This window comes from Parabacteroides sp. AT13 (assembly GCF_002272965.1).
Taxonomy (GTDB): Bacteria; Bacteroidota; Bacteroidia; order Bacteroidales; family Tannerellaceae; genus Parabacteroides; species Parabacteroides distasonis.
This window is the reverse complement of record NZ_NQMH01000001.1, coordinates 671,792-697,834: the sequence shown is the minus strand read 5'-3', so window position 1 is coordinate 697,834 and position 26,043 is coordinate 671,792. Positions and strand designations below refer to the sequence as shown.

The 26,043-nt window shown below is 39.6% G+C and carries 21 protein-coding genes and 1 pseudogene; 4 read left to right on the top strand and 18 right to left on the bottom strand.

Annotated elements, in window-relative coordinates; all coding sequences use genetic code 11:
- The first annotated feature begins 26 nt into the window (after positions 1-26).
- Entirely contained in the window at positions 27-2,114 is a 2,088-nt protein-coding gene (locus tag CI959_RS03345; RefSeq protein WP_057316792.1) for a sodium:proton antiporter, read from the top strand.
- A 194-nt stretch (positions 2,115-2,308) separates the two neighbouring features.
- Here CI959_RS03345 and CI959_RS03340 read toward each other — a convergent pair whose 3' ends face one another.
- The 8 genes and pseudogenes from CI959_RS03340 to CI959_RS03305 all read right to left on the bottom strand — a co-directional run bounded on the left by CI959_RS03340 (position 2,309) and on the right by CI959_RS03305 (position 15,344).
- Positions 2,309-3,601, bottom strand: coding sequence for an MATE family efflux transporter (locus tag CI959_RS03340; protein ID WP_057316790.1), 1,293 nt, complete (start codon positions 3,599-3,601; stop codon positions 2,309-2,311).
- Between the two features lie 503 nt (positions 3,602-4,104).
- Positions 4,105-5,607, bottom strand: a complete 1,503-nt coding sequence (locus tag CI959_RS03335) for a glutamine synthetase family protein (RefSeq protein WP_057316788.1) — start codon at positions 5,605-5,607, stop codon at positions 4,105-4,107.
- 18 nt (positions 5,608-5,625) lie between these two features.
- Positions 5,626-6,576: a glycerophosphodiester phosphodiesterase family protein gene (locus tag CI959_RS03330; RefSeq protein WP_008779445.1), complete on the bottom strand. Its 951-nt coding sequence runs from the start codon at positions 6,574-6,576 to the stop codon at positions 5,626-5,628.
- Positions 6,577-6,656: 80 nt separating this feature from the next.
- Entirely contained in the window at positions 6,657-8,252 is a 1,596-nt protein-coding gene (locus tag CI959_RS03325; protein ID WP_005858450.1) for a sulfatase, read from the bottom strand.
- A gap of 166 nt (positions 8,253-8,418) precedes the next feature.
- Entirely contained in the window at positions 8,419-9,441 is a 1,023-nt protein-coding gene (locus CI959_RS03320) for a sulfatase (RefSeq protein WP_005858448.1), read from the bottom strand.
- Entirely contained in the window at positions 9,428-10,915 is a 1,488-nt protein-coding gene (locus CI959_RS03315; protein ID WP_005858446.1) for a RagB/SusD family nutrient uptake outer membrane protein, read from the bottom strand. The genes CI959_RS03320 and CI959_RS03315 overlap by 14 nt, the downstream gene beginning before the upstream one ends.
- A gap of 18 nt (positions 10,916-10,933) precedes the next feature.
- A pseudogene (locus CI959_RS03310) lies at positions 10,934-14,245 on the bottom strand (TonB-dependent receptor).
- A 250-nt stretch (positions 14,246-14,495) separates the two neighbouring features.
- Positions 14,496-15,344, bottom strand: coding sequence for a FecR family protein (locus CI959_RS03305; protein ID WP_008779440.1), 849 nt, complete (start codon positions 15,342-15,344; stop codon positions 14,496-14,498).
- Positions 15,345-15,494: 150 nt separating this feature from the next.
- Between CI959_RS03305 and CI959_RS03300 the strand changes: the two genes are divergently transcribed.
- Positions 15,495-16,754, top strand: a complete 1,260-nt coding sequence (locus tag CI959_RS03300) for a putative DNA modification/repair radical SAM protein (RefSeq protein ID WP_008779439.1) — start codon at positions 15,495-15,497, stop codon at positions 16,752-16,754.
- Between the two features lie 26 nt (positions 16,755-16,780).
- Positions 16,781-17,545 carry a TIGR03915 family putative DNA repair protein gene (locus CI959_RS03295; protein WP_057316786.1) on the top strand — a complete coding sequence of 255 codons (765 nt, stop codon included), beginning with the start codon at positions 16,781-16,783 and terminating at the stop codon, positions 17,543-17,545.
- 245 nt (positions 17,546-17,790) lie between these two features.
- Here the strand turns inward: CI959_RS03295 and CI959_RS03290 are convergent, their stop codons facing one another.
- The 7 genes from CI959_RS03290 to CI959_RS03260 all read right to left on the bottom strand — a co-directional run bounded on the left by CI959_RS03290 (position 17,791) and on the right by CI959_RS03260 (position 22,513).
- Positions 17,791-18,588 (bottom strand): DUF1080 domain-containing protein, encoded by a 798-nt coding sequence (locus CI959_RS03290; protein WP_008772537.1) that lies wholly within the window; start codon positions 18,586-18,588, stop codon positions 17,791-17,793.
- Between the two features lie 87 nt (positions 18,589-18,675).
- Positions 18,676-19,140 carry a preQ(1) synthase gene (gene queF / locus CI959_RS03285; RefSeq protein WP_005868655.1) on the bottom strand — a complete coding sequence of 155 codons (465 nt, stop codon included), beginning with the start codon at positions 19,138-19,140 and terminating at the stop codon, positions 18,676-18,678.
- 9 nt (positions 19,141-19,149) lie between these two features.
- Positions 19,150-19,824 (bottom strand): 7-cyano-7-deazaguanine synthase QueC, encoded by a 675-nt coding sequence (queC, locus tag CI959_RS03280; protein ID WP_005858432.1) that lies wholly within the window; start codon positions 19,822-19,824, stop codon positions 19,150-19,152.
- A gap of 77 nt (positions 19,825-19,901) precedes the next feature.
- Positions 19,902-20,636: a bifunctional 2-polyprenyl-6-hydroxyphenol methylase/3-demethylubiquinol 3-O-methyltransferase UbiG gene (locus CI959_RS03275; protein WP_057316785.1), complete on the bottom strand. Its 735-nt coding sequence runs from the start codon at positions 20,634-20,636 to the stop codon at positions 19,902-19,904.
- Positions 20,637-20,671: 35 nt separating this feature from the next.
- Positions 20,672-21,034, bottom strand: coding sequence for a VOC family protein (locus tag CI959_RS03270; RefSeq protein WP_005858428.1), 363 nt, complete (start codon positions 21,032-21,034; stop codon positions 20,672-20,674).
- A 98-nt stretch (positions 21,035-21,132) separates the two neighbouring features.
- Complete coding sequence (locus tag CI959_RS03265) at positions 21,133-21,939, bottom strand: helix-turn-helix domain-containing protein (protein WP_005858426.1); 807 nt, start codon at positions 21,937-21,939, stop codon at positions 21,133-21,135.
- Positions 21,940-22,039: 100 nt separating this feature from the next.
- Positions 22,040-22,513: an Lrp/AsnC family transcriptional regulator gene (locus CI959_RS03260; RefSeq protein WP_005858424.1), complete on the bottom strand. Its 474-nt coding sequence runs from the start codon at positions 22,511-22,513 to the stop codon at positions 22,040-22,042.
- Positions 22,514-22,676: 163 nt separating this feature from the next.
- Here CI959_RS03260 and CI959_RS03255 point away from each other — a divergent pair, with 163 nt between their 5' ends.
- Positions 22,677-23,549: a DMT family transporter gene (locus CI959_RS03255; protein WP_008772541.1), complete on the top strand. Its 873-nt coding sequence runs from the start codon at positions 22,677-22,679 to the stop codon at positions 23,547-23,549.
- 355 nt (positions 23,550-23,904) lie between these two features.
- Here CI959_RS03255 and CI959_RS03250 read toward each other — a convergent pair whose 3' ends face one another.
- The 3 genes from CI959_RS03250 to CI959_RS03240 are packed head-to-tail and all read right to left on the bottom strand — an operon-like array spanning position 23,905 to position 25,325.
- Entirely contained in the window at positions 23,905-24,765 is an 861-nt protein-coding gene (locus CI959_RS03250; RefSeq protein ID WP_057316783.1) for a reverse transcriptase family protein, read from the bottom strand.
- The gene (locus CI959_RS03245) at positions 24,762-25,067 is read right to left on the bottom strand and encodes a helix-turn-helix domain-containing protein (protein ID WP_021645349.1); all 306 of its coding nucleotides are present in this window, start codon (positions 25,065-25,067) and stop codon (positions 24,762-24,764) included. The genes CI959_RS03250 and CI959_RS03245 overlap by 4 nt, the downstream gene beginning before the upstream one ends.
- A 27-nt stretch (positions 25,068-25,094) precedes the next feature.
- A complete protein-coding gene (locus CI959_RS03240) occupies positions 25,095-25,325 on the bottom strand; it encodes a hypothetical protein (protein ID WP_057316781.1) in 231 nt (76 codons plus the stop codon).
- Positions 25,326-26,043 lie beyond the last annotated feature (718 nt).

Sequence of the window (26,043 nt, the reverse complement as noted above, 5' to 3'; positions counted from 1 at the left end):
TCCTTGCAGTTAAATAGTGAATCAATATGGAAACGAATAATTTACTGGCCCCATTATTTTTTGTATTGATAGGGTTGATGGGAGGTGCGATTTTAAAATTCGGATTAAAAAAGATGCCTCTTCCTTACACGGTCGGGCTATTTGCCTTTGGATTATTGATCGGTACGTTTGACCGGATAGGCTGGTTGGAAAGCATTCCTATATTAAAATCATCGATCGATTTTGCCGGAAATGCTAATCCCGATATGATACTTTATATTTTTCTTCCGATCTTGATATTCGACGCTGCTTATGAACTGGACGTGCATATCTTTCGAAAAACATTGACAAATGCCACTATATTGTCCGTACCGGGTGTCATTATTGCGATGTTGCTGACGGCTGCCTTGATGATAGGGATCGGAACGTTCGCCCCTTCTTATGAAGGGTGGAACTGGACATTTGCATTGATGTTCGGAGCCTTGATAAGTGCGACAGACCCAGTGGCCATTGTCGCATTGTTGAAAGAGCTAGGCACCAGTAAACGTTTCTCGACGCTAGTGGATGCCGAGTCGATGCTAAACGATGGAACCGGTATTGTCCTTTTCATGCTGTTTTTCGGAGCCTATACCGCTACTGGTGTTTCGGATTCTCCCGTAGCGGACTTTATCATGGTCGTTGCCGGAGGAGCCCTGGTTGGTACGCTTTTGGCTTATTTGTGTATTCAATTTATCACAAATGTAAATGGAGACGAGATGCTTCAAAACAGCGTGATGATTCTTTCCGCTTATATGACTTTTGTCATAGCGCAAAATTATTTGGAAGTATCGGGAGTAATCGCTTTGGTCGGTTTCGGTTTGACAGTCTCTTACATGGGCCGTCTGAGGTTGAAACCGCAGGTCAATAAATTCATGCGTCAATTTTGGGAATTGGCGGCACACATAGCAAATACATTGATATTCATAATTGTAGGTGTCGTAATAGCATTGAAGGTAGACTTCTCATGGATGGATTTATTGATTCTTATCTGTGTATATGCCGGGATAAATATCATTCGTATATTAATAATAACCATATTTTATCCGATCATGAAACGGTCCGGATATGGCTTGTCGGTGCGAGAGTCCACGATCTTGAGTTGGGGAGGATTACGTGGTGCATTGGGACTAACGATGGCACTGATGGTATCGTATACCTTTTCGATACCAGAACCAATACGTCGGCAAGTACTTTTCCTTACGGCTGGGATTGTAACTTTAACATTGACAATAAATGCGACTACAATCGGTTGGCTTCTAAAGAAATTGGGATTGGCAGAGATACCGTCCTCCAAGCTTCTTTTGGATTATAGCGTAAAAAAGCAGTTGTACGAAGGTTCTGAAAAATACCTAAAAGATTTGAAACAGAAGGAAGCGTTGGAAGCAACAGACTGGAGTATTGTCGAACAGTTCCTACCTCAAAAAGAAATATATCCGGAAATGCCTGTCCGTACCAAAGACGTAATGGCAGACATACGTCTACGAATCTTGGATAGAGAGCGCTCGCTCTATTGGAGCCTATACACAAACGGTGTCATTTCATCCGGGACGCAAAGACGTTTAAATGCCGCAATTGATGAACAATACGATCGAGACGGAAAGAAACCTCTATGCGACCGAGGCGATATTTTTGAATTCTGTGAGGAACCTTCATGGATAATCAGTATGAAGTTTTTCTCTCGTTTTTTCCAAAAATGGGCAGATATTTACTATCAAGACAGAATTATTTTAGGGTACGATTTGGCAAGGGGATTGATCATAGCCCAGAAAGAGTCCTTGAAACTGGTTAACGAGTTTGGCTCCTCGGAAACAGTCTCTACCGAATATGAAAGTTGCTTGTCGCTTTTACAAGTCGAGATCCGTAAAAATATAACTAGAGCATCGAATTTTATCACAAAAATATCCATTGATTATCCTAAATCATATAAAGAGGCTGTGACTCGCAAGTCTGTCCGTATGTTATTGAGCAACGAAAAAAAGAGGATAGAACAATTCAAGGAACAGGGTTTGATTTCCCAAGAAGAAGCCGAGCAAATGGTAAATGAGTTGGGAGAACGTCATAATAAGGTTTTTACTTCTTACCAGTTCCTAAAATAGCGACAAGAAAAATATGTCATCCTCAATAGATAATAACTCATCTAAATCACCATTCATAATGTATGGTAAACACTGGCGAATCTTGTCTATAGGCCAATCCCACTATTTGAGGATCTTGTATAATGGTATTTAGATATACGGTTTGTTTATTTCCCGTACGTGGATATATTTTAGTCATCATCTTTCTTCGTTTTTTAGTAATGTTTCTTTTTCAAATAAAAAATAGATTGTGTAGCCAACAGAATTACAAAGACGTATTCCGCTGTTAAATAGATTGCGAGAGGAGCTTGCGTGTAGCGACATAACCAATAAAGATAAACCAAATATATGGCTGTTGTCGTAACTTGAAAAAGGAAAGTCATTTGTGTCTTTCCTGTTCCTCCGACAGCATTCAAATATACATAACCCGGTAAAGCGAAAGTGTAATTCAACAACATTACAACAAAAGGGGCAAAAGCTAATTGTATCAATAGTTCATTACTCGTATAAAAACCAATAATCCATCGATTACACAATAAAGCAATCGCAACCAAGGGAAATCCTATGGTATAACCTAATTTCAGAATTTTACTACAGATTGAAAATAGTGTCTTCCCTTCTCCCGCACCAATCGCATTACTGACTAATGAGCCTGTTGTAAGCGCAAAAGAATTCGCTATCACAAAAAATATAGCCGATACGCTCCGGGTTATATTGGAAATCGCTAACTCTATTTTTCCCAAATGTTCAATTGAAACGAAAAACAAGAACCAAGGGGCTACACTAATAAGCGCATGAAGCATACTCCATGTTGATAACTTCAAGACTTTTATAAGTAAATTACCATTATAGACCGGCCTTAACCCATATTTTTCTTTATCCAATCGTATCCACATATAGAAGGAAAGCATCATAAAGGAGCCCATCTCTGCCAAAGAAGAGGCAATTGCCGCCCCCGAGATTCCTAATTCCCTAGTGAATATCAAATAAAAATTTAAAGGAATATTGATTAATACCGCTATGGCAGCAGCCCAAGATAGAGCTTTTGTATGCGTTATCTCCACTAAAAAAGAACGTATCGCTAAAAATGGGAATGAAAACAACAATCCAAAGCTACGCCAATCCAAGTATAGGATTACCGCTCGATAAATATCCGAGGAAACGATCAGCTTCTTTAATATAAATGGGGAAACCGTATGAATGAGAAGGTAAAGAAAGATAGCCAATCCCAAAAGGAAAAATAAGCCTTGAAAAAAAGTCTTGCCGGTTTCCTTGTAATCTTGCTCTCCATTCCTTCGAGCTACCATTACTTGCAACCCAATGCTAAATCCAAAACCAAGCATATAAATCGCCAAATAATAAATTCCGGCGATAGCGGACGCTCCTAATTCTATCTCTCCAACGTGGCCTAAGAAAACAGCATCCGTAATATTGATTAATTGTTCCATTAAGATGCTCATCATTACAGGAAAGTTGATGAGCCATATTTGTTTATATGTATAATTCATTGCTCAACTGTATAATAGTACGATACAACATACCGCTTTTATGCAGTATGTTATTTCGTAATCCATAAAATAAAAGGATATAAAATCTCCGTGACAAATAAAGCTGTATTTGTCAAATAGCTGAATAGCTTTATTGGATAGGGCTAAAAGAAAAAACGGCTAAATAGACGTCTCTATCCAACCGTTCAAAAGATCTTCGCGATAATCTTTTGTGCTCACAGTCAAGGTTAAACTCGAAAAACATATAACTTCAAAATGAATTTATAACATCATTTTGTTTTGATGTTGGCAAAGGTAAGCCTTTATTTGTAAATAACAATTTTTTATCATGTTTTTTTTACTATTATATCTTTTTTTCTTCTCTAGAATATTTTCGTTTTAATTTATGGTCTCTCTTGTGCTCGGATATTCAAAAAAACACAATGGAAAGTTCAAGAGATGAAAGCAGGGCATAAAAAGGGTGTGTCATGACACACCCTCTTGTGAAACCATAAAAAGGATTTTCAGCCACAATGGAAATAAGTATTGACCAGCTTCAACATCTCTTCTGGATTATTCTCTAGGTCCTTGCGTAAAGAAGTGTCATCATAAGATTCCAGTTTACGGATGATGCCGTCTATCATACTCGGACTAAACACGTTATATTTTTCAAAAACAGCACGCTGTTGTCTTAAACGGGCGGCTGAGGCTGCGCAACTGTCTGGGAGTTGATCCAATGTCTTTAGGCGATCTTGATTCTCTTCCTTATGAATATTCACGTTTACATAAGTCTTCTCAGCGATTTCCAAAGCATCATCGATCTCAAAACCATGGCGGCACGCAACTGCCAATCCTGCCAATAATTGGTATAAATCAGCGGAGCCATCCGGTGAACGCATCTCGACCGTTTGCTTTTGGCTCGTATCATAATGGCTGGCAGGTTCCAATGGGTTCGCCAAAGCACACATGTCCGTTTTTGCGGCCCAACCTAGCGGAACACGAACTAAAACTGAACGATTCCGATCTCCCCAACAAATATTCGTAGGTGCTTCTTGGTGTGGAACCAAGCGGAAATATGAGGTTGGGTTCGTATTTCCAAAAGCCGTAATAGAGGAAGCTAAGCACATCATTCCAGCGATAGCCTTACGGGCGGTTTCGGATAAGATACCATTCGCTAACATCTGATTCTTGCCATTTTTCATGATACGCATATGGACATGCAGACCGGAACCTGCTTTTCCCACCGTAATTTTCGGAGCGAAAGTGATGTTATATCCATATTCATGCGCTAGATTGCGGATCGCCCATTTTGCGATCATCAATTGATCCGCTGCATTTTCCGCAGGACATGGTAAGAACTCGATCTCATTTTGCTCATAGATCAAACCATTTAACGTAAAGTTACCAACTTCCGAATGACCATATTTAATTTGTCCCCCGGCTTGCGCTATGCAGTGCATGCACTCCGTCCGGAACTCATTGAACTTAGCGTAAGGAGCGGATTCATGATAACCTTTTTGGTCGGTAGCAGGGAAAACGCCTTCATCCGGTGCAATTACGTAATATTCTAATTCACCCATTGCCTCAAAATCCATTCCCGTCACCTCATGAAAAGCCTTACAAGCTTTATGCAAGGTATATTCCGGGGAACTTTCTAAGGGTTCTCCATCCTTATTGAAGAATGAGCAAAGCATGGTAAGCGTAGGTAATTCCGCAAACGGATCCTCGAAAGCCGTACGGAAACGGGGCACCACATACAGGTCACTACTTCCCGCCTCGATAAACGAGAAAAGACTAGAGCCATCCACACGCTCACCGCAAGTCAAGATCGCATCCAGATAAGCTGCATTGTTGATTACAAAGTTCAGTGTTTTCAAACGTCCGTCGCCTGCAGGATACATAAAATTAACCATCTGGATATCTTTCTCATAGATATAACGGATAATGTCCTCTTTCGTAAACTCGGACGCTGGCTTTTGTAAAAACTCCATTAATACGTTGGGAGTCATTTCTAGTTCTTTGTTCATGTCTTATATTGATTATGTTTATAGTGTAGAGAAAAACTTTCCTTTGGAACTGCTAACCGGAATCAAGCTAGAGATCGCTTCAGCAACCTCTATAGGTCGGTCAGACTCTATGATGTCCACGCCTTGACGGATGATCATACGGTATGCTTCAGCACGACTTTCGGGTGTGGATAGTTTATCGTCGGAGGGAGCGGTAGATATCATGCACATGACACCTCTTTCATGCAACATATCGATTACCTCACGGACTTCGGGGGTAATCTTCGGACCTACGTAAGCCATGATATGGCTCCAAGGTATACCGTTATCCTCATAGTCTTGAACCGCTTCTTTCGTTTTCACAAAAGCCTCAAACATGAAATTCGGATTTTTCTCGTAAAAGAAACGAGCCGAGGCACCATCATGAACCGTAATCATTACATAAGGTTCCGCTTGCATATCGGTAATCAACTGAGCAGTGCGCTCCATAGGAACATCCTTCTTATCAAGGATTAGGATTGTTTTTCCACGAGCCCAACGAATCGCTTCCTCTAAAGTCGGGATACGATAGTTTGTGATATTTCCTTCGGGATCCTTCAAACGGAAATTTTGCAATTCTTCCCAAGTATAATCAGAAACTTTCCCGGTCCCATTACTGGTACGCTCCAGTGTATCATCGTGGAAAAGGACGATAACACTATCTTTGGTTAACCTCGGATCTATCTCGAACGTGGCAGGAGTATAAGAGAGGGTATTTTCAAAGGTTTCCATACTGTTCTCAGGATAGCCTTTTCCCCGTCCACCTCGGTGTCCGCTAATTAAAGGAATTCGGTCATCCGCATATTGGTAGAAAGATATCAAATCATCTACATTTGATATCTGTAGCGTATTCATTCCGTTGTATTCAAGCTCCTCCTTTGGCGTGTTCAATACGCAAGAACCACAAAGCAGGGCCAGCATTAAAAATCTGGCGGATAAATTGAGTTTCATTTCACGATCGTATTTTAGGTGAATGATTCTTTCTATCCGCCAAACTTACACAAAATAAATGATTTTACAGAGTTAGCACCTTAATATTCGTCAACTTTCTGGTCTACACGGAACTTATCCAAACGTGCTTGCAGGCGAGTTTGGATATCGGCATATTCCGGATTATCGTATAAATTATTCAGCTCATTCGGATCACTTTGCAAATCGTAAAGCTCGTTGCAGCTAATCGCATCATTATGCTCATTCTTCTCTCCATAGAAATGGATCAATTTATAACGACTGTCACGCACGCCATCGTGACGACGTACCATATGGATAGCTGGATAATCATAATAATGATAATACAGATACTCGCGCCAATCTTTTGGAGTCTCGCCTCCAAACAAGGGGACTAAAGAAGTTCCTACCATATAATCAGGTTTCTCGATACCGGCTATATCCAGATAAGTCGGGGCATAGTCAATGTTCTGTACTAAGGCTGTACATTCACTTCCCGCCTTGATTTTAGCAGGATAACGGATAATCAACGGCGTACGGAAAGATTCCTCATACATGAAACGTTTGTCGAACCAGCCATGTTCACCCATGTAAAAACCTTGATCCGAGGTATAAACGATCACGGTATTATCCATAAGCCCTTCTTTTTCCAAATAGGCGATCAAACGCCCCACCTCATCGTCAATAGATTTGATGCAACGTACGTAATCCTTGATATAACGTTGATATTTCCATTTAACCAAATCCTCGCCTTTCAGGTTCTCGTTAATGAATTTTTCGTTGCGGGGCTTATAAGAAGCGATCCAAGCCTCCCGTTGTTCCGGGGTCATACGATCCAAAGAGGCCTGCCAGCCATCAATATTCCATTCCTTTTTATAAGCCTCCTTATCTTTAAGCTCATCTACCTTCAAATCATAAACCAAAGTCATATTTTTGTCTATACTCATCTCTTGTGTACGTGCGGCATCGCAACGAGTGGCATAATTATCATTGAAAGTATCTGGATATGGGAACTCTACATCCTCATATAAATCCATATATTTTGTATCCGGCATCCAGTTACGATGTGGAGCCTTATGATGAACCAGCAGGCAGAAAGGCTTATCCTTATCCCTCTCTTCCAAAAACTCGATAGCGTGATCGGTCGTAAGGGTCGTCGCATATCCCTCTTCTTTTACATACTTGCCATTCGATTCTTTGCTTTTAAACTCCGGATTATAATAATCTCCCTGATCCCATAACACATGATAATAATCAAAACCTTTCGGCTCACATTGCATATGCCATTTACCGACAACACCTGTCTGATAACCGTGCTGTTGTAAGATTTCAGAGAAGAATACTTTTGTCGTATCAATACCTTTTCCTAACTGTCTTTGTCCGTTTTGGTGACTGTAAAGACCGGTCATCAAACAAGCACGGCTAGGAGTAGACAGAGAATTCTCTACAAAGGCTTGCCTGAATAACATACCTTCCGCAGCCAAACGATCTAAATTTGGTGTAGGAGCCAATTTACCTAGCGCATGTCCATAAGCGCTAATAGTTTGATACGAATGATCATCCGTCATGATATGAATGATATTGAGCGGCTTCTCTGCCACTTCTTTTTGCCCTGTTCCGCATGCGGAGAATAAAAGGGCAGGGGCTAATATAGCTCCATAATTAATAGTATTTTTCATATATAATTATTTTATGTAACCTACTTCCCGACGATTCAAACCTATTTGTCCCGTGAGATCATCTCCCAGATCCAACCGAGCCTCTTCTGCTATAGATTGTAATAGACGAATCACCTCCGGATATTGATCTTTCACATCATATCTTTCTCCCGGATCTCTACGCAAATCATATAATCGTACTGGCTAATTGATTGTAAACAGTACCTCTAGGAATCACTCCTTTCCAACACATGATACAAGGAACACGTTGTCCTCCCTCAAACGTGGTAGCTTTCGCTTCTCTCAAACCTCCGGTACTCCCGGCATGATTACCAAAACTAAACCAAGGCCCATTATCCGACGTAAAGATAATCAAAGTATTTTCATCTAGGTTTAATTCCTCTATTGTTTCTAGAACTTGTTGGACACTCCAATCTACCTCAAGCATGACATCCCCATATAAACCTTGTTTACTCTTGCCTCTAAATTTGTTAGATACAGCAAGCGGAACATGTGGCATCGAGTGAGCAAAGTAAAGAAAAAATGGTTGTTCACGATTCTTTTTGATAAACTGGATCGCCCGTTCCGTATATAATGTAGTAAGCTCGGCTTGATCATCCAATGTCCACAATTCTCTTATTTTTTCATTTCCGTCGATTAATGGTAATGTCGGATGCCGTAATTTGTTTGGTAAATTAGATGCTGGAGTCACTCTATTCCCGTCATAATCTACTGGCCACATATCATTGGAATAAGGCAACCCAAGATACTCATCAAATCCTTGTTGCAAAGGCAAAAATGGATAAAGGTGACCTAAATGCCATTTACCGACCATTCCACAAGAATAACCTCTAGTTTTTAATATTTCCGGAAGAGTTTCCTCATTAGGGGCCACTCCTATACGGCCTTGAGGCATCAATGCCTCCGAAATCCCCACTCGATTTGGATAACACCCTGTAATTAATCCGGCTCTCGATGCGCTACTTATAGGTTGGGCTGCATAAAAGTGGGTAAAAAACATTCCTTCAGAGGCCAGTCGGTCAATAGTAGGCGTGTTATATCCAGAAGCACCGGTGATTGTTAAATCGCCATATCCCATATCATCCATAAAAAAGATCACGATATTAGGAAGTTTGTCCCGGGCTTGTATAATAACCGGGGTAACAGTTGCTACCCCAGTTATAAATAACAATTTTCTAATATCCCGCATTTTGTACTAAATTAGGATTCAAGTCTATCTCGGATTGAGGGATCGGCATAAGGATCATATGCTCCTTGATATTTTGCGCAATCTCAGTTTTATTAGCTTCCGCTACTTTTGCTTCATATGCACTATGCTCTTTCATTCGTTGAATAAATGTACCGGTACGTACTAAATCGAACCAACGATGTCCTTCGTGAGGGAATTCCAGCCGTCGTTCATTTAATATAGCTGTACGAAACTCATCCTTCGACATAGGTTTAAAGTTTCCAGAATCATCACCAAAAGCACGTTCCCGTATCCTGTTTAACATAGCGAGAGCCTTTGTAGATTCGCCCACTTCATTTAATGCCTCTGCATACATTAATATAGCGTCCGCATACCTGATAATGTGCATATTTACATCGCAACGGTCACCCGTTTCAAGCCCTTCAACCCAGAACTTACCGCTAAGAGGTATACTTGATTTCAATATTTCACCGGTTTTAAGATGAGCGAACTCTGTCTTAAAATTAGTCTTTTTTCTCAAATCTCGATTATCAAACTGGTCATACAATTCTTGTGTCGGGATATCAGCCTCATTAAGGGCAGAGATTCCTAAGCTCCCCGGAATGGAATATTTCGGACCAGCAAGCGCCATTTCACCATTATGTTGAAATGGAGGTTCTTTATACTCAATATAAAGTACAGCCTCAATACCAGCCTCTGTATCTCGAAGCCAGTTCGCATGGTAATCTTTGTGTAAACCGAAACCATATTCAGATTCATGCTCGACTACCTCTGCCAATTTATCTTTCGCCTTTTGGAAATCCCCTTTAGTTAAATAGACTTTACCGAATAAAATTTTAGCGGCTCCTTTGTTGATACGGCCCTCATCGGAAGCTGAATATTCAGATCTTAAAGGAAGATGTTCTTCCGCAAATGTAAGATCTTCTATAATCTGATCATAAATCAGTTCTTTAGAATCACGTGGTCCTTTTGAATCTTCTACGGTTTTCAAGTCTAAGATTAGAGGAACATCTCCGAAGAAACGAACGAGGTTGAAATAGTATAGAGCACGAAGTGTACGAGCCTCAGCGATCAATCGGTTCTTTTTACTTTCATTCATTTTGATCTCTGGAATCTTAACAATCGCCGTATTTGCCCTAGAAATACCGGAATAACAATTTTTCCACATATCTTTTACAAATGTATTCTGAGAGTTAAATCGCAGAAACTCCAAGTCTTGTAAGTTTGCGTTCGGCATACCTAAACCATTTTTCATCATATCGGTAGGTAGCTCTGCCATCATATACATCAAACGGTTATATAAGCTGTTTAATTGCTGATAAGTAGCATCTACCGCTGCCTGTGCGTCTTTCTCGCTTGTATAAAAATTATCCACGACCAAACGGTCCGCGGGATTCTCGTCAAGGAAAGAACAACTGTTGATTCCACAAGAGAAACAGAAAGCTGAAAATATATATATGAACGATTTTTTCATTTTGAGTCGATTTAAAAGTTATTTAATATCCAATTTAATGCCAAACATAAAGGTACGGGCTTGCGGATAACCGCCAAAGTCCTCTCCTGCCTCTAAAGTTGAAGCGCCTCGATAGCTCACTTCCGGATCATAGCCTCTGTATTTAGTCCAAGTCAATAAGTTTTGTCCGGTTACGTACAATCGCAGACCTCCGATATGTTTCCAATTTAATTTCGGGAAACTATAAGACAATGAGACTGTTTTTAATTTCAAGAAAGAACCGTCTTCAATGAACCGATCACTTACGATATTATTCCGATTCGTTGTCGCTTTTTGGTATTCATTACTTGGATTCGTAGGTGTCCAACGGTTCACGAGATCCTGATATACATTTTGTCCACCAGTCGGCGACTCAAGCTCCATTGCGTTATAATTGAAAATCTTATTCCCATATGAATATTGTAAGAATACGTTTAACTCAAATCCTTTATAAGCAAACGTGTTGGTCATACCTCCAAAGAATTTCGGATTTGCGTCTCCTAATATCTCCCGATCGTTTGTGGCATCAATCTTACCGTCTCCATTCAAGTCCTTATAACGACGGAGTCCGACACCGATAGGCGAGGGTGAAGAAGTTTGTTGAGCACATTCTGCTTCATTTTGGAAAATACCGTCAAAACGATAGCCATAAAATACTCCAATTGGTTGACCAACGATCAAGCGACGGATATCACTCGTCTTTAAATGATCGTCGTATGTACCTACATCTTTATACGTTTCCCCACCCAACTCTAATACTTTATTCCGGTTGAATGAAATATTAAAGGCTGTTGTCCATGAGAATGCCCCGCTTAAGTTGTCACTCTCAATAGAAAGCTCGTAACCTTTATTTTGGACACTACCAATATTTTTCAACATAGAATCATAACCGGAGGCGCTAGGAATCGCTACATTATATAATAAGTCCGTTGTTTTTTTATAATAATAGTCTGCCGTTAAACGTAAGCGATTATTAAATAGCCCAAGATCAAAACCAATATCAAATTGCCCTGTTTTTTCCCATTTCAAGTCAGGATTAGGTATCCTGTTCGGATAAAATCCAGAAACCAATTGATTTCCGATTGTCCAACTATTACTTCCCAATGTAGCCAAGGATTCGTAAACTCCGATTTCTGTATTTCCAGTGAAGCCATAACTGGTACGTAACTTTAAATTATTAATGACAGCTTTAACCGGTTCCATAAAACCTTCCTCAGAGATACGCCATGCCACAGAACCCGAAGGGAAAAATCCATACTTATTGTTGCCACCAAAACGAGAAGAACCATCCACACGTCCGTTAACAGAGAATAAATACCGGTCATATAACGAATAATTAATACGTGCCAAATAAGACATAAGGCTCCATTGAGTAGCAGAAGATTCCGGTTTATCATAAATAGATCCGGCTCCTAGGTTATTATACTTCATGACATCATTCACGAAATTAGAAGATGCTCCCGTTACGGATTCCACATTATTTCTTTGAATGGTAAAGCCTCCTAAAATATTCAAAGAATGAATATCCTTGAATGTCTTATTCCAAGTAAGTATATTCTCGTTCAGCCAGTTAATAGAACGGTTTACACCGACTTTCGCAGATGCGATACCTAACGATTGGTAGATATTTGACGGAGTATATTTATTTTGCTTCAAATACATAATATCCATCCCCAAAGATACTTTAAGCTTTAAGTCTTTTAAGAATTCCCATTCCGCATAAACATCACCTAACACACGTGTAGTCGCATTATTGTATATTTCTTCTTTTGCGGTAGCTACCGGATTCGGGATTAATAACCCGGGGTCGTTAGTTGGCGTATACTCACCCGTCTCTTCATTCGCATAGACAGACTGGATGGGATTCATTTTCAAAGCGCCGTTCACGACTCCGTCACGTCCACCGACATCTGTTGCCGATGTTCTACTGATCGTGTGGGTACCAGACATATGAGTGCCGACTTTCAGTGTATTGAATATTTGTCTATCAAGATTCAATCGTAATGAGTAACGTTTGAAATCCGAGTTAATAATTACACCCTTTTGATCAAAATACCCCCCTGAGATCGCATATGTTGTTTTGTTATCACCTCCGGAAAACGTCAATTGATAACTTTGAATCATAGCTGGACGGAAAATTTCATCTTGCCAATTTGTTCCATTACCCAATTTAGCGATTTCGCCTAATTGTGTAGTGTTATAGGGCGCATCCAATCCATCGTTCGTATAGGCCTCATTAACCAATGCCGCATATTCTTACGCATTCATGACATCGATGGTTTTTGCTACGTTTTGTACACCAAAACTAGATTCAAAAGTTATTATATCACGTCCCTTCTTACCACTCTTCGTCGTAATAAGTACAACACCATTAGCGGCACGTGCTCCATAAATGGCTGTTGCGGAAGCATCTTTTAGAATCTCGATAGATTCAATATCAGAAGGGTTTACCGTAGATAATCCACTGATTTGTGTATTACCACCCGTCGAGCCGAAACCTGTCCCACTATATACGGGAAAACCATCGATTACATAAAGCGGCTCATTTCCTCCTTGTAGAGAGCTACTACCACGTACACGGATAGACGCTACCGCTCCGGGCATACCCGAAGTTTGCGTAACTTGTACACCGGAAGCCCGGCCTACTAATCCTTGGTCGATAGAAGTCATAGGAGTTTGTTGTATCTCTGTTGTTTTTACAGAGGAAACAGCTCCTGTCAGATTACTTTTTTTCACAGAACCGTAGCCGATAACTACAACTTCATCAATTGTCTTCGAGTCTTCTATCATCATGATAGAAAGATTGTTTTGATTTTTAACCGCCACTTCTTTAGGAGTATAGCCGATATAGGATACAAGTAAAGTAGCTTGATCGGGTACCTCTAATGTGAAATTGCCATCCATGTCAGTAATTGTACCAGTTGTAGAGCCTTTTACTACTACGTTCGCTCCAATGATAGGTTCATTCTTCTCATCTGTCACTTTTCCGGTTATTTTTTTATTATTCGTAATCATAGGATGAGAAGCTTTCTCGTTTGTTTTGTAAATAACAATATGCTTTTCGTTAATGGTATAAGCCAGTCCTTGAGTGGCTAGTAGCCTATCTAATACATTTGCGATATTCTGATTATTGATATTTACAGAAACCTTACGGCCTAGATTAATCTCATCGTTTCTATACCAAAACGAATACTCACTCTGTTGCTTGATCGCCTCAAGAGCTTGTTCTAACGTGGCATCTTCCAAATGAAGAGAAATCTCGTTGACCTGCGAATAACTTACGGTAGCCGATGCGCAGAAAATAGTCAACATACATAGTACTAGGGATAATCTCATAATATTAACGATTTTATGGAAGTGAGAAATCGGCGAATAACGCCTAATATTTAATTTAAAATGCATATCTTCGTATTGATTTTAGGTTTGTAATTGTGTCGCTATAATTCGAACTAAGATCATTCTCTCGAAACGGAAGATGTTGGTAGCATTTTCCGTTTTTTTGTTATTTTCATGTCGTGTCTTTCATACTTGTATCATTTTATAAGATTAATACTCAATTGTTTTATTTCTCATAGATGCATATACTGTCACCTCGCATGGTGTAGTCCGTTCGTTTATCTGCGGTAATAATCCGAAGTATTTGCTCTAAGTTTTCACCCCGCACGAAATCACCTGAAAAAACGGTTCTTTGAAGTTTTGCCGGTTCAACCGATATATGTACATTGAACCGACGTTCTAGTTGCTTGGCTATCTCTAGGAAGGTTACGCTTTTAAAGTAGAACTTACCTTCTTTCCATGATGTATAGTAGTCTAAATTTACTTCATATTTCGAAAAAGATTGTTTCATCTTATTGAAAAGAGCTTGTTGGCCCGGAGAAATGTACATCATGTCGTGATGTCCTCCTAGTCCGACACCCACTTTTCCTTCAGTAAGAGTGACCTCTATATGGTCATCTTCTTTATAGGCTTTCACGTTAAACTTAGTTCCAAGTACCTTCACCTTCACGTTTTCCGCACTTACGATAAATGGGTGGTCCTTATCATGTGATACTTCGAAGAAAGCTTCCCCGTTCACTTTCACTTCTCTTTGGCTTGAGACAAAAGCTGCCGGATAGCTAAGGGTAGTACCTGCGTTCAGAATCACTCGTGTTCCATCAGATAAAACAATCGATGACCTCATGCCCATCGGGTTTGCCATCTCGACCATTTGGCTGTTTTGGTTCTTATAGCCTTCATGATATGAGATATAATTAGAGACTCCCAGCAAAAGAGCGATAGAGGCGGCGATAGCGGATGCTTTCAACCAAAATCTTTTACGTAGATTACGATGGATACGACGGTTCACCTCAAGGAAAATATCCTCTTTCATCTCATCACCCATTTGCTTTATGACCTCTTTTCTTGTTTCCATATTTTGTCTTTCTTATGATGAGGAGTAAGGGTATGCTAAATTCGTTTAAAGGGATTGGCTATTTTTTTCGAAAAAAATAATGAGGAAGTTATAAATGGAGGCTTTTTCCCATGAGATCATTATCTTTGTACGAAACATATCGGTGAAATTATGGACGAGAAAGTGCTCGAGAAATTGAAAATCTTGGCCGAGTCGGCAAAATATGACGTATCCTGCGCTTCCAGCGGAACCTCCCGTTCGCATAAGAGCGGGGCTATAGGAAGTGCCGTGGGATGGGGCATTTGCCATAGTTTCGCTGAGGACGGACGGTGCATCTCGCTTTTAAAGATCATGCTGACGAATTATTGTATGTATGATTGCGCCTACTGCATCAACCGGCGAAGTAATGATTTACCGAGAGCTACGCTTTCCGTTACCGAGTTGGTGAATCTCACGATCGAGTTTTACCGACGTAATTACATTGAAGGATTGTTTTTAAGCTCCGGCGTGGTTCGAAACCCAGATTATACGATGGAACGGTTGGTGAGAGCCATCAAGGATTTGCGCCTCGTGCATCACTTCAATGGATACATACATATGAAGAGTATCCCCGGAGCCAGCCAAGAATTGGTAAATGAGGCTGGGCTTTACGCCGATCGTTTAAGCGTGAATATAGAGATCCCGAATGAGGCGAGCTTGCGAACTCTAGCTCCGGAAAAGGATTTTAAAAGCGTATTTGCCCCTATGCGTTATATCCAACAAGGTGTATTACAAAGTGCCGAGGAACGCAAGCGTTTCCGGTATGCCCCACGATTCGCTCCCGCCGGGCAAAGCACGCAGATGATCGTTGGTGCTACGGCGGATACCGACAAGGATATACTTCGTCTATCATCCGCCTTATATCAGAGACCTACGATGAAGCGTGTTTACTATTCGGGATTCATTCCGGTAAATGCGTATGATAACCGTCTTCCGGCACTTACCACGCCTCCGCTGGTCCGTGAGAATCGTTTATATCAAGCGGATTGGTTATTGCGTTTTTATCAATTCAAGGTAGATGAGATTGTCAATGACGCATATCCGGATCTGGATCTAGACGTGGACCCGAAGTTGGCTTGGGCCCTGCGGCATCCGGAAGTCTTCCCGGTAGATATCAATAAAGCGGATTACGAGATGCTTCTCCGGGTTCCGGGAATTGGCGTGAAATCGGCAAAGATCATAATCGTTTCCCGGCGTTACGCTAATCTCGGTTCAGAGCAGTTGAAGAAAATAGGAGTGGTCATGAAAAAGGCTAGCTATTTTATTACTTGCCGGGAACTCCCGACGCAGACCGTGAATGAGGTCAGCCCTGAAACCGTCCGGCAACTATTGACGAGAAAGAGCGGAAAGAAAGTAGACGATCGGCAGCTTATACTGCCTTTTATAGATTAACGCCTGTTTTATAAGAAGGATTGATAATGATTATATTTGTTTACGACAAGACTTTTGAGGGATTGCTTACCGCCGTATTCGACGCCTATTCCCGCCGGACTTTTCCGGATTTGTTAGTAACCGAGGGCGAGCCATTTCCATTGTTCTATGACGAGGCGATCCGGATTTATACGGACGACCGGAAAGCAGAACGGGTATGGAAAGGGCTTGAGAAGAAAATCTCCAAGTCTTCTCTTTCCGGGTTGACGGTAACTTGGTTGTCGGAATTACCGGAAGTAGACCTGTTGTTATTCAGATATATCCGCAAAGCGATCGACGCTCCAGCCACGATTGAGTTCAATCTTGGTGACCCGGCCATATTGGAAACGGCCAAGATCTGGAAGAAAGTAAACAACGAACGCTTGCGAGTGATGCAATTCTTTCGTTTCCAAAAAGCGGCGGATGGAACTTACTTTGCTGCCATCGCACCTATATATAACGTATTACCTTTGGTATTACCTTATGCGCAAGACCGTTTCGCTGATCAGCAATGGCTCATTTACGACTTAAAAAGAGAGTATGGATATTATTATGATCTTAACGATACGATAGAAGTCCGTTTCGAAGAAAAAGATTCACATTTATTGACCGGATCGCTCAGTGAGGATATCATGGATAAGGATGAGAAACTTTTTCAAAGTATGTGGAAGGAGTATTTTAAGTCTATCGCTATCAAGGAGCGTTTAAACCCACGGCTTCATCGCCAACATATGCCGGCTCGTTTTTGGAAATATATGCCGGAGAAGAGATAATAGTATAATTGCTATTAATCAGCCAATTACAGTTTTTGTTAATTTCATTATCGAAAAACTAAAGTTTTTTCAGCAGGAAACTAGAGTTTCTCCATTGGAAAACTTTTGTTTCATCTAAGGAAAACTAAAATTTCGTGCTATAGAAAAAAATGTTTCTCTCATATAAAACCAGCCTGTTATTTAACGAAAAAGGGATGAGCTTAATATCAAGTCCATCCCTTCTTATTACAATCAACACGTTTCTCTTATAGCTCACGAATCCAGATATTACGGAAGCTGATCGGCTCGCTAGGATCGCCATGGCTCTGTAGGATGATAGGGCCTGCGCCATGTTTCTTCACTTGTGGGAAACCGATCCACTCTGTCGTACCCAATATCGTCGTATGGTTCTGCAAAACCACGCCGTTCTGGATAACCGTTACGGTTGGATGCGTGCGATAAGAACCATCTTCCTTGAAAGTGGGGGCGGTATAAATGATATCGTACACGTTCCATTCGCCCGGTTTACGCATGGCGTTGGCCAAAGGAATGGATTGTTTGTAGATACTACCCGTCTGGCCGTTCACGTAAGTCGGGTTATTGTAGCAGTCTAACACTTGAACCTCATACATCCCTTGCAGGAAAATACCGCTGTTACCTCTCGACTGGCTCTCTCCAGTGATATTCGTCGGGACCTGCCACTCAATGTGCATCTGGAAATCGTTGAATTTCTGTTTGGTCTGGATATCACCTTTCTTCTTGTTTACGGTAAAAACGCCATCATGTACATCCCATTCGGCCGCACCGCCTTTTACGCTCTCCCAAGCGGAAAGATCCTTGCCGTCAAACAAAACGATAGCGTCGGAAGGAGCCGTGAAACCTCCACCTTTTAAGTCTGTACCCGGAGTGACAACGGGAGGAACCGGTTCGTAAAACTCGGACATCTCATGCGTGATACCGGCATAACCTGTAGGCATCTTGAACTCTTTTTTCTTGTCTTGAGCGACAACGGTAACGCAACCCGCTAAAGCGAAAGCCGCAACTGTAAGCAATCTTTTGTTCATGGTCTAAAATGATTTATTAGTTAGTTAACATTTCTTGCTGCAAATATACCGTTTTTTGCCGAGACTGATAACGATTTGTCAGAAATCTTATTGATTATGATCAAATAATCTTTTCTCGGCCAACTGCTCAAACTTGGTGTTCGGACGACCGTAATTGCAATACGGATAAATACTTATACCGCCTCTCGGTGTGAATATACCAGTAACTTCGATATATTTCGGATCCATTAATTTTATCAAGTCCTTCATGATAATATTCACGCAATCCTCATGAAACGCCCCATGGTTGCGGAAGCTGAATAAGTAAAGCTTCAAGCTCTTGCTCTCTACCATTTTCACGTCGGGGATATAATCGATATGAATCGTAGCGAAATCCGGTTGTCCGGTAATCGGGCAGAGACTGGTGAATTCCGGGCAATTAAACCGTACCCAATAATCATTTCCTTGATGCTTGTTCGTAAATGCCTCCAATACCTCCGGAGCGTAATCCTGTTTATATACGGTAGAGCCACCTAATAAGTGCAACTCTCCTTCTTGTTTTCTCTCGTCCATTTCTTTCATTTACTTTTGATTCTCTTCTTTCCTTTTCAGGTATTTCTCCAATCCGTCCTTGCGAAGTTTGCAAGCGGGGCAATGCCCACATCCCTCAGCCATAACACCGTTATAGCAAGTCAGCGTCTGTGTACGTACTAGATCAAAGACGCCCAGCTCGTCCGACAATTCCCAGACTTCGCTCTTATCCCGGTCCATAAGCGGGGTATGAATTACGAATTGCTCATCCATCGCCAGATTTAATGTTACGTTAAGAGAACGCACGAACGTATCCCGGCAATCCGGATAACCACTATAATCAGCCTCGGAGACACCCGTTACCAAATGATAAATCCCCTTACCACGGGCTAAGATAGCGGCGAAAGTAAGGAATACCATATTACGGCCGGGCACAAACGTATTCGGATAGCTATCCTCCGGCTTCTCTTGATCCATCTCTATGCTCGCATTCGTAAGCGAGCAATTGGGATCTAACTGGCTGATAAGCGATACGTCCAATAACTGAAAAGGTACGTCCGCATCCGCAGCGATCTTTCGAGCGACCTCTATTTCCAAGGAATGTTTCTGTCCGTATGTGAAGCATACGGCCTCTACACGTGAAAAATGCTTCTTCGCCCAGAAAAGGCAAGTCGTGGAATCTTGTCCACCCGAGAAGCATACCAAAGCGGCATCTTGTTGTTTCATATCTTTCTTGTTTTTAATACGTGGTTTAGCAAGCACACGGAAAAGACATCTTTTCAGCCACAAAGATACGCTTTTTTTTAATTCTTTCGAGCGGCGATAAGCAACATCATTGGACGGCGAAGTTCGTCTCGCATCTCGGGAACCGTATCCAGCATCGATTCGTCCGGTTGAGGCTCCACCAGATGGGTGATACAGAAACCCGCCTTGATCAATCCGTTCACGTAAGTCGTAAGAGTCTTATGATATTTGGTTACATCTTCTCCCAAAAAACGAGCATGCCGGACTCCCTCTTGAAAATAATGATCCACCGGCCAATGCGCAGGTTTCCCTTCCGAATCGTAAATCCAATCTTGATTGCCATAAGCAGTAAAAACGGGATGTTCCACAGAGAAGACAAAGACACCCTCTTGCGTTAAACATTTATATACCTCTGTACAAACCGTATCGAACGACTCGAGATAATGGAATGTCAAGGAGCTGATCACGATGTCAAAAGAATTTGGAGCAAAATCAAAATCCTCGATTGCTATTCTTTTATATTCGATCGACGGGGAGGGATTTATCTCCCGTGCCTTGTCTAACATCTTCCCGGAAAGGTCAATGCCTAAAGCGAAGGTCGCCCCTCGCTCTATGGCATATCGACAATGCCAGCCAAAACCACACCCTAAATCCAATACACGCTTTCCGTTAAAATCAGGCAACATCTTCTTTAGCTCATGCCATTCTCCTGCTCCTCTCAGCCCTTGTACAGAGCGAGACATCTGACTGTATTGACCGAAAAAGCGTTCATCATCATACTTATTTTCTTTCATATTATATATTGTAGGGATATCTTGGCCGAAGATACTTATTTTTCGTAGATACCGACATGATTTCCTTCGCTATCTTCTAAAACGGCGAAGTATCCTTTATTTTCCGCTTCAATCTTTGTCTTAGGTATAATAATTTTACCCCCTTTATCCAATACTTTAGATAAAGTGTCCTCGATATCTTGGCTATTAAAATGGATTAAGATACCATCCGGCGAAGGTTGATAACTAGGAGCGTAGAACAAAGCCCCAACCACTTCTCCTTGCTCGATAAAACAAGCCATCTTCTCTGTCTCACACTCGAAAACCGATAGTTTTAACCCCAAAATAGTTTCATAGAAATTGATCGCTCGATAAAAGTCTACAGTTGGAATCTCGAAAAAAGCAATTAAATTGTTCATTTTGTTTTCTTTTTATAGTTACTATTAATGTCCTCGCGAAGACATCACAAAAGTAGAGCGTATCGTATCTATAGGATAGAAGAAAAAGGACATCTTGATCACTCCGAGAAATAATCAGAATAAGGAGCGCATAAGGAAAGATACTCCGTGGGTGTATAGCCGGAAAACAGCTTAAACTCTTTTATCATATGTGACTGATCTGAAAACCCACATTCATAAGCTAATTGAGCGAATGAAATGGATGGATTCTGTTGTACCTTAAATAAAGCCCGTTGCATCCTAACGATACGAAGAAACTCTTTGGGCGTAGCTCCTACATAATCTAAGAAAATGCGGTTGAACTGTTTAGAACTTAGGCATGCGGTTTCAGATAACTCAGAAATATTAGTTTTCGCTTGTTCATTTATTTGATGGAGGACTGCGGATATTCGCTTTAAGTTATATTCATAGCCTTCAAACCTATAAAGACGGTGAATCAAAAACTGCTCGATCAAGCGGATGCAAGTTTCATGATCATCAGCCTCTATCACTTTTCTGGATAATATTGATAATTCCAAATCTGCTATAGCATCCACCGCTATAAGTTCTCCATAAAAGAACTTAAGGGGAAGTTGAAGGATGGCTCTTGCCGCATACGGCTGAAAAACAACCGTGATCATTTCAATCTTTCCGGCTGACATCACATCTGAAAAGTTGAGGCATTGCCCACAGATGAACGCTTGAGGCTGCGATTCTTTTTTTCCTACTAATAAAAGCCTTTTACCCCTATGAAATACTAATTGTATGCAGCCCGTTGGTAAAGTCCGTTCAGATACAGAAACATCCGCGCCATCTTCCAGTATCCAATAATATCTCACATAAGGAGTTAATATATGAATAGGCTTTATTATTTTAAATGACTGCATCTTATAGAATTTAATTTATCGGGGCAAAGGTAAATAACCCCTAATCAATTCTATAGTAAAAAAGAGACATTTCATATAATACTGCGACATTAAGCTTCAATCAACTATTTTTGGGTATATTCAAAACTGTAGTATGCTTGATTTCATTAAGCACAAAAGAGCTTTGCATCTTCACGATGCCATGAACCTTGGTTAATTTCTCGAACACAAATTGATTATAGGCATCTAAATCCTTAAGAACCACTTTGACAAAGAAATCATAAATACCTCCCGTCGAGTAACATTCCATTATTTCATCGATATTCCGTATTTCTTCTTTGAAGCGTTCGATATGCTCATCATCGTGTACAGCTAAAGATACATTACAGAAAATGATCAAGGGTAATCCTATTTTTTTATTGTCGACCAATGCCACATATCCTTTTATATATCCTTCGTTTTCTAAACGTTTGATTCGTTCGTAAATAGGAGTCTTGGAGATATGAAGTTTCTCAGAAAGCTCTTTTGCATTGATCTTCGCGTCCTTTTGCAAAGAATGAAGAATTTCAATATCTGTCTCATCAAGTAGTGCCATAGTTTTTTTTCCTGTTTTATTTGATTTAATATCCCCGAATTAGAATTATAGAATGCAAAACAGGACAAAAATAGGAAAATTATCGTATTTAAGCTTGACGTATAGGAAAACAATCTTCTTTAAATAACTTTGCAGCAAATAAAAATCTAATTCTAACACAATTATGTTTAAAAGTAAAGATCTTCTGTATCATAGTATCGCCATATTGACAGTCATTATATGGGGAACAACGTTTGTCTCCACAAAAATACTGATTAATACAGGATTATCACCGGTTGAGATATTGTTATACCGTTTCGTGCTTGCGTATTTTTGTATTTTGACTATAGCGCATCGACGGTTGTGGGCTAATTGCGTAAAAGATGAATTCTTATTGTTCTTGTCTGGATTATGTGGTGGTTCCCTATACTTCATAGCGGAGAATACGGCACTGGGCATCACATTGGCTTCCAACGTTTCATTATTGATCTGTACAGCACCGATCATTACAACGATATTGTCTCACCTATTTTATAAAGAATCTCTTAGGAAAGGACTGTTATATGGATCTTTAGTTGCCTTATTTGGAGTCGGATTAGTTGTTTTCAACGGCAGTGTTCTTTTAAAAGTAAATCCACTTGGTGATTTTCTCACTTTAGTTGCCGCTACGATGTGGGCTTTTTACTGCCTTATCCTAAAGCGTTTGAGTCGTTCTTATCCCACCTTGTTTATTACACGAAAAGTATTTTTTTATGGGATACTTTCTCTTTTCTTCTATTTTGCGATCTACCCTTTAAATATCAAACTAGAGTTATTGAAACTGCCAGTCGTATATTTAAATATATTATTTCTGGGTGTCATCGCCTCAATGCTTTGTTATATCATGTGGAATACGGCAGTCAGAGCCCTCGGAGCATCAAAAACAGCCAATTATATTTACATTGTCCCTCTGGTCACCTTGATAACTTCTGCGATTTTTCTATCAGAAACTATTACGATAGCTTCTGGTATTGGCGCTTTAGCCATTATTAGTGGAGTTTATATCGCAGAGAGGTAAAAATAAAGAAGGGTTACTCATATGAGTAACCCTTTGATTTTCAGTGGTGCCACCAGCAACCGAAAATCGGTTTGTATAGCACTATTTCTCAATAAGTTATATCTTTATTACGATGTTAGTCCCTTGAATAAGGTTTTCACAGCTTTGCACCGTTCGACATCAGTTTGTATCTTGGGTACGATTTCTGAGTGCAAAGATAAGAGTTATTTTTAGATTTACATCGTTCTTATTAGCCTTATATTTTTATGTTTGCCAGTATGGTTGTTAAAACAAGTGGCACGATTTTACATTTCCATTTCATTAAAACTTTATGCCATGTTTTTCTATTAATGTCTATTCTTTTGTTGTTACTTTATTATAACAAGTTCTTTGCTTTTGCAGCAGATATTCTATCCACTTTTTCTTTATATCTAATCTTCCCTTGATATTGTTTCGGAGATAAAGATTGTGCGTCTTTCAACTCTTTCATAAAATAGATAGGTACACTTAACCTATTATTATAACAAATAACACCTGTAATTGATGGGCAATGACTTTGGTAAAATGTTTTTTGATGGCTAATAATAAAGCCATTTCTCGTTATAATATCAATTATTGTAGGTACTAAGAAATGAAAATCACAGCAAGATGAAAATGTTAAATCATCAACAAATGACGTGAATGTTATATTGTATTCCTTTGCTAATTGTGCTAATTCATTTCCCGTTTTTGTGAAAACTAAGTTTGCTATGTAAGTAGATGTAGGAGCACCTTGCGGAACATGCCCCTTGTAGGTCGTCAGTTTAGTTAGCAGACTTGCTACATCTGGAGAAAAATGATATGCTATAAACATATCATATACCATTTTATTAGTAATGCTTGGAAAGAAATTAGTTAAATCTGTTATAAATTTGAACTTCTTGCCCTGATGTTGTTTTGCATTAAGCACATTGTCTTTTCCTTTTGCTCCTCCAAAGATATATTTAGGAATAGACATCTTATTCAAAATGGATTTGTTTATCCTCTTTTGAATTTCTTTGAGCTTTAATGTACTTGGATTTATGATACGCCTTTTTTGTCTGCCATTTTTATCTATTTTAGGCTGCCCATCACTATGAAATTTGAGTATTTCATACTCTTGATAATACTTTGATATATTATCGTTATTTACAAGAGATAAAAGTTCATCTTTTGCAATCTTAAGAGTATGTGCTAAATGGTTAAGACTATGTATCATTTGTCTTTTAAGTTGTCTGAAAAGAATTGATTTACGAGAGATTTTATTGAAGGCATTAAAAGTTCATAGGCATCTCGTTTTCTTTCCTCTATATCATCCTTTTCTAAAGATAGAAAATACAAAATAGGTAATGGTAAGTGTAGCTTCTCTGCGATTCTTTTTAACAAGGAAATTGTCGGCTCTTTCACATTATTCTCTATTTGAGATAAATACGTTTGAGTTATCCCACACATTTCAGCAAAGGATTGTTGTTTTAATCCTTTACTCTTTCTTGCTTCTTTTATGACTTTTCCTATATCCATTGTTTATGAAAATGAGAGGGGGACAGATTAGAATTGAACATCTTTAAAGATAATAAATAAGCGGCATAGCATTGCAATAATTTTTAGTACAACATCCCAATCTATTTGAGGTTGTTTCTTTTGCAATTTTAATTGCTTCATACAATCTTGTAAAAGAGCAATCTCTTCATCTGTCAGTGAACAACGGTTTTTTGAAAGGATAGTACTTATTCCTTGAATAAGACCATCAATGTCTTTTTTAAAGAATTTCTTTTTCATAAAATCTTCTTTTTAGTTAATACTAAGGAAATATCTCCTGCCGTATTAAATAATCCTGTAATAACCATATTCGTTGTTCACTTGTTATCCCCTCGTATTCCTGCCGTAGAAAAATACAGCAATTATTGTTAGACTATATTCCTATAGAAGGAATTGGTATGATTATCTATAAAAGGTATAAAGCCTTATAATAGATAAAGTAATACTTATCCTATGGTAATGCATCATGAGCGTATGCGCTATGACCTTACGCCACAGAACGTATGTAGTCCCCAATCAAACCTTTCGGTTGTGTAACTTAATACACTTCAAGCATTGGTTATTCAGGTTGTTTCAGACATATTTCAAAGAACGATGGTACAAATATACTGTTTTATTTTAACTTACTGTTAATATAACAGCTAAAAATTTATACTTTAATGTTTCGTAACAAATTTCTTATATTTGTATTTATTGGAGTTATCGAAATGGTCTTCTGTATCAACAGCTTTTCTTTTAAAAACAGTTCATAACATTTTATCCATACCTACACCATTTTATAGAAATAGATTATGATTGAACTTTTTAAGTGGATTGTATAACTGATTAATAAAACATCATTTTTCTATTCCGTTTTTTTATAAGAGAAGTCATACGTTCTTGAAAAATGATTACCACAATCTGTGTATCTTTGGTTTAGGATTATGCTTCTTGGAATACAATATTCATAACTTTGCCC

Bases quoted from the DNA above. Each gene is read 5' to 3' on its own strand.
- queC (WP_005858432.1), bottom strand. From the start codon at position 19,824: ATGAAACAACAAGATGCCGCTTTGGTATGCTTCTCGGGTGGACAAGAT.
- CI959_RS03320 (WP_005858448.1), bottom strand. From the start codon at position 9,441: ATGCGGGATATTAGAAAATTGTTATTTATAACTGGGGTAGCAACTGTT.
- CI959_RS03300 (WP_008779439.1), top strand. From the start codon at position 15,495: ATGGACGAGAAAGTGCTCGAGAAATTGAAAATCTTGGCCGAGTCGGCA.
- CI959_RS03325 (WP_005858450.1), bottom strand. From the start codon at position 8,252: ATGAAAAATACTATTAATTATGGAGCTATATTAGCCCCTGCCCTTTTA.
- CI959_RS03315 (WP_005858446.1), bottom strand. From the start codon at position 10,915: ATGAAAAAATCGTTCATATATATATTTTCAGCTTTCTGTTTCTCTTGT.
- CI959_RS03335 (WP_057316788.1), bottom strand. From the start codon at position 5,607: ATGAACAAAGAACTAGAAATGACTCCCAACGTATTAATGGAGTTTTTA.
- CI959_RS03295 (WP_057316786.1), top strand. From the start codon at position 16,781: ATGATTATATTTGTTTACGACAAGACTTTTGAGGGATTGCTTACCGCC.
- CI959_RS03265 (WP_005858426.1), bottom strand. From the start codon at position 21,939: ATGCAGTCATTTAAAATAATAAAGCCTATTCATATATTAACTCCTTAT.
- CI959_RS03255 (WP_008772541.1), top strand. From the start codon at position 22,677: ATGTTTAAAAGTAAAGATCTTCTGTATCATAGTATCGCCATATTGACA.
- queF (WP_005868655.1), bottom strand. From the start codon at position 19,140: ATGGACGAGAGAAAACAAGAAGGAGAGTTGCACTTATTAGGTGGCTCT.
- CI959_RS03275 (WP_057316785.1), bottom strand. From the start codon at position 20,636: ATGAAAGAAAATAAGTATGATGATGAACGCTTTTTCGGTCAATACAGT.
- CI959_RS03330 (WP_008779445.1), bottom strand. From the start codon at position 6,576: ATGAAACTCAATTTATCCGCCAGATTTTTAATGCTGGCCCTGCTTTGT.
- CI959_RS03305 (WP_008779440.1), bottom strand. From the start codon at position 15,344: ATGGAAACAAGAAAAGAGGTCATAAAGCAAATGGGTGATGAGATGAAA.
- CI959_RS03340 (WP_057316790.1), bottom strand. From the start codon at position 3,601: ATGAATTATACATATAAACAAATATGGCTCATCAACTTTCCTGTAATG.
- CI959_RS03245 (WP_021645349.1), bottom strand. From the start codon at position 25,067: ATGGATATAGGAAAAGTCATAAAAGAAGCAAGAAAGAGTAAAGGATTA.
- CI959_RS03240 (WP_057316781.1), bottom strand. From the start codon at position 25,325: ATGAAAAAGAAATTCTTTAAAAAAGACATTGATGGTCTTATTCAAGGA.
- CI959_RS03270 (WP_005858428.1), bottom strand. From the start codon at position 21,034: ATGAACAATTTAATTGCTTTTTTCGAGATTCCAACTGTAGACTTTTAT.
- CI959_RS03250 (WP_057316783.1), bottom strand. From the start codon at position 24,765: ATGATACATAGTCTTAACCATTTAGCACATACTCTTAAGATTGCAAAA.
- CI959_RS03345 (WP_057316792.1), top strand. From the start codon at position 27: ATGGAAACGAATAATTTACTGGCCCCATTATTTTTTGTATTGATAGGG.
- CI959_RS03260 (WP_005858424.1), bottom strand. From the start codon at position 22,513: ATGGCACTACTTGATGAGACAGATATTGAAATTCTTCATTCTTTGCAA.
- CI959_RS03290 (WP_008772537.1), bottom strand. From the start codon at position 18,588: ATGAACAAAAGATTGCTTACAGTTGCGGCTTTCGCTTTAGCGGGTTGC.